This is a genomic window from Pseudolysinimonas sp. (assembly GCF_031389465.1).
Taxonomy (GTDB): Bacteria; Actinomycetota; Actinomycetes; order Actinomycetales; family Microbacteriaceae; genus Pseudolysinimonas_A.
In genome coordinates this window covers 1-7,145 of record NZ_JANMSQ010000086.1, presented here as the reverse complement: position 1 = coordinate 7,145, position 7,145 = coordinate 1, and the positions used below count along the sequence as shown (strand labels likewise).

Here is a 7,145-nt window from a genome sequence, read left to right as displayed (position 1 = left end):
CATCCTGCGACTTCTTCGCAATGAAGGCCTGGCCGCCGAGGCCCACGATCGCCTGCTTGGCGGTACCGTGCCGGTAGTGCTCGAAGCGCTGGCGGTAGAAGTCGATGAGCCGCTTGAAGTGCCCCGGGGGGTAGAAGATGTTGTTCGCGAAGAATCCGTCGCCGTAGTAAGCGGCCTGTTCCGCGATCTCGGGGGTGCGGATCGAGCCGTGCCACACGAACGGCGGAACGTCGTCGAGAGGGCGGGGCGTCGACGTGAACCCCTGCAGCGGGGTGCGGAATTCACCCGAGGAGTCGACGACATCTTCACGCCACAGCCGGTGCAGCAGGTTGTAGTTCTCGAGTGCCATCGGCAGTGACTGCCGGATGTCTTGCCCGAACCACGGGTAGACGGGGGCGGTGTTGCCGCGGCCGAGCATGAGGTCCATCCGACCCCCGGAGAGATGCTGCAGCATCGAGTAGTCCTCGGCGATCTTCACCGGGTCGTTCGTCGTGATGAGCGTCGTCGAGGTCGATACGACGAGCCGCTCGGTGAGTGCCGCGATGTGCGCGAGCAGGGTCGTGGGGGAGGAGGAGAAGAACGGCGGGTTGTGATGCTCGCCGATCGCGAAGACATCCATCCCGACCTCTTCGGTCTTCCGGGCGATCGCGACGGCGGCCGTGATGCGCTCGGCCTCGGTGGGCGTCTCGCCCGAGACCGGGTCGCGTGTGATGTCGCTGACCGAGAACACTCCGAACTGCATGGGGACCACTCCTGACGTATCCAGTTATATGCGTTTGCATACACTGTAACGCCGGAGTGGCCCCGCTATTCCCCGCTCGGTACCGGAATCAGCTGATCTTGCGGCGGTAGGTGATCATCGCGACCACGTAAGCAACGAGCAGGATGCCGATGCACCAGGCGAGAGCCACCCAGATGTCGGCACCCACCGGCTGCTGCTCGAGGAGCGCGCGAATCGCGTTGACGATCGACGTGACCGGCTGGTTCTCGGCGAAGAACCGCACGGGGCCGGGCATCGACTCCGTGGGCACGAACGCCGAGCTGAGGAACGGCAGGAAGATCAGCGGATACGAGAACGCGCTTGCGCCATCCACCGACTTCGACGAGAGCCCCGCGATGACGGCCAGCCAGGTCAGCGCCAGCGTGAACAGCACGAGAATGCCCACGACCGCGAGCCACTCCAGCACGCTGGCGCCCGACCGGAAGCCCATGATGAGCGCGACGCCCACCACGACCGCAAGCGACACCAGGTTCGCGACAACCGAAGTCAGCACGTGCGCCCAGAGCACCGACGACCGTGCGATCGGCATCGACTGGAACCGCTCGAAGATGCCGCCCTGCATGTCGAGAAACAGCCGGTACGCCGTGTAGGCGATTCCTGATGCGATTGTGATGAGCAGGATGCCGGGCAGCAGGTAGTTCACATATGAGCCCTGGCCGGCGCCCGCTCCGATGTCGACGGCTCCGCCGAACACGAAGACGAAGAGCAACAGGAGCGCGATGGGCATGACCGCGGTGGTGACGATGGTGTCGGGGCTGCGCAGGATGTGGCGCAGCGACCGGCCGGTCAGTGTCGCGGTGTCGCTCGCGAAGTGGGTGCTCATGCGTTCTGCTCCGTTTCCTTGCCGCCGACGACGGCGAAGAAGACGTCTTCCAAGGTGGGCTGCTTCTCGACGTACTCGACCTTCGCTGCAGGCAGCAGCTTCTTGAGTTCGGCGAGGGTGCCGTTCACGATGATGCGGCCCTCGTGGAGGATCGCGATCCGGCCGGCGAGGTGCTCGGCCTCTTCGAGGTACTGCGTCGTGAGCAGCACCGTGGTGCCGTTCTCGGCAAGTTTCTTCACCGTGGCCCACACCTCCAAGCGTGCCTCAGGGTCGAGTCCGGCGGTTGGCTCGTCGAGGAAGATCACCGGCGGGTTGCCGATGAGGCTCATCGCGATGTCGAGCCGACGGCGCATTCCGCCCGAGTAGGTCGCGACCTTGCGGCCGCCCGCCTCGGTGAGCGAGAACCGGGCGAGCAGGTCGTCGGCGATTCGGCCGGGATCCTGCAGGTGCCGCAACTGGGCGATCAGGATGAGGTTCTCGCGCCCGCTGAGCACCTCGTCGACTGCGGCGAATTGCCCGGTCAAACTGATCGCCGCGCGAACATCCGCTGCCTTCGTGGCGACGTTGAAGCCGGCGACCTCCGCCGACCCGGAGTCGGCACCGAGAAGAGTCGACAGGATCTTCACCACGGTGGTCTTGCCGGCTCCATTGGAGCCGAGCAGCGCGAAGATACTGCCGCGCTCGACCTCGAAGTCGACGCCCTTCAGCACGTGATGCTTCTTGTACGACTTCTCGAGCCCCGAGACCTGGATGGCGCTCACTCTTCCGGCTCCTCGCCGGCAGCGCGGGCGATCGACGCCCGGAGACGCTCGCGCTCCTTGGCGATCCAGCCGCCGTCGGAGTACGTACTCACGAACGCCTCGACGAATTCGAGGGGGTCGTCGCCGACGATGTCCCGAATCGGGGTCTCGTCGGCCGCCGCGCGTTCGAACAGCTCGGCGAGGTCGTCGAACATCGTCGCTGCGCGACTCCAATCCGCCGGGGTGTCGCCCGAGTGCATGAGGTACCGCTCGATGGCGTCGACCGCCGTTCGGTACTGCTCGGGCAGTGCCTTGACGCGCGCCACGTACGCCCGCCACTGCTTCTTGTCGTCGAATGAGCCGATGATCAGCTCGAGAAAGTTCTTGGCCATGGCTATTTCCCTTCGTTGCGGAGCTGTTCAAGTCGTTCGGTGAGGAAGCTCCAGGTCCCCCAGAACTCGTCGAGGGCCTTCTGTCCCTCGACGTTGAGCGAATACACCTTGCGCGGCGGCCCCTTTTCGGACGGGACCTTCTCGACGTCGACGAGGCCGCGCTGTTCGACCCTGACGAGCAGCGCGTAGACGGTGCCCTCGGCGATGTCGGTGAACCCGCGGTCGCGGAGCCAGGCGGTGATCTCGTATCCGTATGCGGCCTGACCGGCAAGGATCGCGAGGATCATTCCCTCGAGGGTTCCCTTGAGCATCTCGGTGATCTGCTTCGGCACGGGCGCCTCCTTCCAACTACTGAGTGCTGCTGAGTACCGGTACAAAGTAACACTGAGTACCGGTAGATAGCAACACTAGTTAGCTGACTAGGTGGCGGGATCCTCGAGCCGCAATGGCCCGGTGTCGGTGAGAACGGTCGCTCGAGTGATTGCGTCAGCTGCCCGCACGAGGGCGAGGTGCGAAAACGCCTGTGGGGTGTTGCCGACGTGCCGCCGATGCTCGGTGTCGTATTCCTCCGACAGCAAGCCGACGTCGTTGGCGAGCCCGACAAGACGATCCATCAGCCGATGAGCGTCGGTGAGGCGGCCCGACCGGGCGTACTGCTGCACCAGCCAGAACGAGCAGGCGAGGAAAGGATGCTCGTCACCCTGCAACCCGTCCACTCCGGATTCGACCCGGTACCGCAGCAGCAAACCGTCGCGCAACAGATCGCGCTCGATCGCGGTGACGGTGCCCAGCATCCGGGGGTCGTCGGCGTCGACGAACCCGATCTGGGGGAGCGTGAGCAACGAGGCGTCGACCTCGGTTCCGCCGTAGTACTGCACGTAGCTGCCGAGTTCGACATTGAAGCCGTGCTCTTCGATTTCGCGCCGAAGGTCGTCGCGGATGCGTTCCCACCTGTCGACCGGGCCGGAGAGCACGTGCTCGCGCACCGCCCGGATCCCGCAGTCGAAGGCCGCCCAGACCATCGCCCGGGACTGGGTGAAGCGCCTCGGTGTGCCGCGAATCTCCCAGATGCCGTGGTCGTCACGCTCGAGGTTGGCTTCGATGTGGCCGAGCAGCGCGATCTGTAACGGCCAAGAAACGCGATCCTCGCCGACGCCGAGCAGGCGGGCTTGTTCGAGCGCGAGCATGATTTCTCCGAAGACGTCGCCCTGGAACTGGGTGTACGCGCCGTTGCCCACCCGCACCGGTGCCGACCCGAGGTAGCCGGGCAGCGTCGCCACCTCCCACTCGGGCAGTCTCCGCTCGCCGCCGAGCCCGTACATGATCTGCACGTCGGCCGGGTCACCCGCGATCGCGCGGAGCAGCCAGTTGCGCCACTCCTCGGCTTCACCCACGAACCCGTGGAGCATCAGCGCCTGCAACGTCAGCGACGCATCGCGCAACCAGACGTACCGGTAGTCCCAGTTGCGGTCGCCGCCGAAGCTCTCGGGAAGGCTCGTCGTCGGGGCCGCCACGATTCCGGCGGTGTCCTCGTGAGTGAGGGCTCGCAGCACGAGCAACGAGCGGCGCACCGCCGCCGCGTAGCGGCCGTCTCCGGCCAGGTGCTGCGCCCAGCGGGTCCACCAGGCTCGGGTCTCGGTGAGACAGGCGTCGACGTCGGGCATCGGCGGCGGGGGCCGGTGCGCGGGGAACCAGGTCAGCACCAGGTCGACCGTCTGGCCAGCGGCGACCTCGAACACGGCGCGGTGCGCGAAGTTCTCGGCGGCGAGGCGCGGCCCGCGCACCACGACCGAGTCGGGGCCGGCGACGGCGATGAGGGCGTGTTCGCGTTCGCCGGTGCCGCCCTCCGAGCGGGACTGGCGCACCCACGGGATCGCATCGGCGTAGTCGAACCGGATGCGCAGCACCTCTTCGACCCGCACCGTGCCCCGCACGCCCCGGACTCTGCGGATGACATCGGCTCTGCGCCCGCCCATCGGCATGAGGTCGACGACCTCGATCTCGCCGGACTCGGTGACCCACCGGGTGAGGAGGGTGAAGCTGTCGCCGTCGTACCGTCGGTCCGTGCATCGGTCGGCTCCGACGGGCCGAACGCGCCAGTGCCCGTGTTCATCGTCGCCGAGCAGGCCGGCGAACGTCGACGGCGAGTCGAATCGGGGCAGACACAGCCAGTCGATACTCCCGTCCGTTCCGACGAGGGCAGCCGTGTGACAGTCGCCGATGAGCGCGTAGTCCTCGATGGCGAGCGGCATCCCTCATCCTCACATCCCGCCGCCGGGGTCTAGCGACGGTCGGCGGCCCGGCGCAGAATGGCCCCATGAGCGTGCTGAACCCCTACCTCAACTTCCGCGGCGATGCGAAGGAGGCGCTCGAGTTCTATCACTCCGTGTTCGGGGGCGAACTCACCGTGAGCTCTTTCGCCGAGCTCGGGATGGACGACGTGCCGGAGGCCGAGCGCGGGCTCGTCATGCATGGCCAGCTCGAAACCCCCGCGGGGTTCACTCTCATGGCCTCCGACGTGCCCAGCCACATGGACTACACGGCGGGCACCAACCAGTTCTCGATCTCGTTGAGCGGGCTGGCCGACGACGACGCGCAACTGCGTGGCTACTGGCAGAAGCTCGGTGACGGCGCGACGATCACCGAACCGCTCGCGACTGCGCCGTGGGGCGCGAGTTTCGGGATGCTCACCGACCGGTTCGGCGTGAACTGGCTGGTCAACATCTCGGCCGACGCGGCCTGATGCCCACCGCCGTCATCCTCGAGGGTCCCGGCCCCGAGGGGCCCCGGGAGGTGCGGGTGTCGAGCCCCGACCGGGTGCTCTGGTCGCAGGTCGGCATCACCAAGCTCGACCTCGCACACTACGCGGTCGCGGTCGCCGACGCATTCCTCACCGCGAACGGCGACCGACCCGTCGCCCTCGAGCGGTACTCGGAAGGGGTCGACGGCGAGAGCTTCTTCTCCAAGAACCCGCCGAAGGGCGCCCCCGAGTGGTTGCGCTCCGTGCCCGTCACCTTCCCGAGCGCCAGGTCGCATCCGCTCGTCGTGCTCGACGAACCGGCAGGCATCGTCTGGGCGGTACAGATGAACACGATTGTGTTCCACCCCTGGCCCTCGCGTTCCGGGAACACCGACAACCCCGACCAGTTGCGCATCGACCTCGACCCGCAGCCGGGCACCGACTTCCAGGATGCGGTGCCCGCCGCCCTCGAGATGCGGAACGTGTTGCGCGAAGCGGGGCTTACGTCGTATATCAAGACCTCGGGCAACCGTGGCATCCACCTCTACGCGCCGATCGAGCCGCTGTGGGAGTTTCTCGACGTGCGGCACGCGGTGATCGCCGCCGCACGTGAGCTGGAACGCCGCATGCCCGCTGCCGTCACGACGTCGTGGTGGAAAGAGGAGCGCGGCAGACGCGTCTTCGTCGACTTCAACCAGGCGAACCGCGACCGCACGATCGCCGCTGCCTACAGCCCGCGTGCCCTGCCCCACGCCCCCGTTTCGACGCCGATCACCTGGGACGAACTCGAAACCTGCGACCCGAAGCAGTTCACCGTGCTGACGGTTCCGGAGCGGCTCGCTACCGTCGGCGACCCGTGGGCGACGTTCCACGCAGCGCCCGGGCGCATCGACGTGTTGCTCGCCTGGTGGCAGCGCGACCTCGACAACGGACTCGGCGAGCTGTCGTTCCCCCCGGACTACCCGAAGATGCCGGGCGAGCCCCCGCGCGTGCAGCCCAGCAAGAAGGTCGCCGAGAACTGGGACGAGGCCGGCAACCCCACTGCTCCCGTCGGTTGAGCAGCGCCGAAGGCGCGTGTCGAAACCTACTCCAGCACGTCGTCGAGGTCGTACGCGGCGGGCACCTCGAGCTGGTCGTAAGTGCATGACTGCGGATCGCGGTCGGGCCGCCAGCGCTCGAACTGCACCGTGTGTCGGAACCGCCCAGCTTCCATCTGGTCGTACCGCACCTCGAGCACCCGCTCGGGTCGGAGTTGCACGAACGACACGTCTTTGCCCGACGAGAAGCGGCTGCGCTCCTTCTCGCCGGTGACCGCGACGCCGTCATCGCCCACCTCGACGAGGGGCGCCAATTCGTCGATCAGCTCGAGTCGCCTCGCGTTGCTGAACGCCGAGACCCCACCCACCGGGCGGAGCTGCCCGTCGTGGTACAGCCCAACGAGGAGCGAACCGACGCCCGCACCCGATAAAACCGCGTGGTACAACTCCGTCTGGGTTGCGACATCCCACACCGTCAACTCGACCGGCAGGAGCGTCACCTGTGTGGCGAGCTCAGGCGTCTGGATGACTTCGAGCATCGAGTGCTTCGCGCGCAGGGCGCGGTACTCGGGCTGGTAGCGGCCCGCCTGGCGGAGAAGCCAGACCGGAGTCCGGTCCGTGGGAAGCCCACG

General features: G+C 67.0%; 9 protein-coding genes. 2 read left to right on the top strand and 7 right to left on the bottom strand.

Annotation, left to right across the window (positions count from 1 at the left end):
• From RMO30_RS03430 to RMO30_RS03405, 6 genes are all read right to left on the bottom strand, one after another.
• On the bottom strand, positions 1 to 742 hold a 742-nt coding region (locus tag RMO30_RS03430), incomplete at its 3' end, for an LLM class flavin-dependent oxidoreductase (RefSeq protein WP_309709535.1).
• An 88-nt stretch (positions 743 to 830) separates the two neighbouring features.
• On the bottom strand, positions 831 to 1,604 hold the full coding sequence (locus RMO30_RS03425) for an ABC transporter permease (protein ID WP_309709534.1): 774 nt from the start codon (positions 1,602 to 1,604) through the stop codon (positions 831 to 833).
• Positions 1,601 to 2,365, bottom strand: coding sequence for an ABC transporter ATP-binding protein (locus tag RMO30_RS03420; RefSeq protein WP_309709531.1), 765 nt, complete (start codon positions 2,363 to 2,365; stop codon positions 1,601 to 1,603). The genes RMO30_RS03425 and RMO30_RS03420 overlap by 4 nt, the downstream gene beginning before the upstream one ends.
• A complete protein-coding gene (locus tag RMO30_RS03415; protein WP_309709528.1) occupies positions 2,362 to 2,736 on the bottom strand; it encodes a DUF1048 domain-containing protein in 375 nt (124 codons plus the stop codon). The genes RMO30_RS03420 and RMO30_RS03415 overlap by 4 nt, the downstream gene beginning before the upstream one ends.
• Positions 2,737 to 2,738: 2 nt before the next feature.
• Positions 2,739 to 3,068 (bottom strand): PadR family transcriptional regulator, encoded by a 330-nt coding sequence (locus RMO30_RS03410; protein ID WP_309709527.1) that lies wholly within the window; start codon positions 3,066 to 3,068, stop codon positions 2,739 to 2,741.
• 87 nt (positions 3,069 to 3,155) lie between these two features.
• Entirely contained in the window at positions 3,156 to 4,988 is a 1,833-nt protein-coding gene (locus tag RMO30_RS03405; protein ID WP_309709525.1) for a glycoside hydrolase family 15 protein, read from the bottom strand.
• A gap of 65 nt (positions 4,989 to 5,053) precedes the next feature.
• On the opposite strand from RMO30_RS03405, the gene RMO30_RS03400 reads away from it, so the two are divergent.
• Positions 5,054 to 5,479, top strand: a complete 426-nt coding sequence (locus RMO30_RS03400; RefSeq protein ID WP_309709523.1) for a VOC family protein — start codon at positions 5,054 to 5,056, stop codon at positions 5,477 to 5,479.
• Positions 5,479 to 6,534 carry a non-homologous end-joining DNA ligase gene (ligD, locus tag RMO30_RS03395; protein ID WP_309709521.1) on the top strand — a complete coding sequence of 352 codons (1,056 nt, stop codon included), beginning with the start codon at positions 5,479 to 5,481 and terminating at the stop codon, positions 6,532 to 6,534. Before RMO30_RS03400 ends, ligD begins: the two co-directional genes overlap by 1 nt.
• A gap of 26 nt (positions 6,535 to 6,560) precedes the next feature.
• On the opposite strand, the gene RMO30_RS03390 is transcribed toward ligD, so the two are convergent.
• Positions 6,561 to 7,145 (bottom strand): uroporphyrinogen decarboxylase family protein (locus RMO30_RS03390; RefSeq protein ID WP_309709518.1); only part of this gene is annotated, 585 nt, incomplete at its 5' end.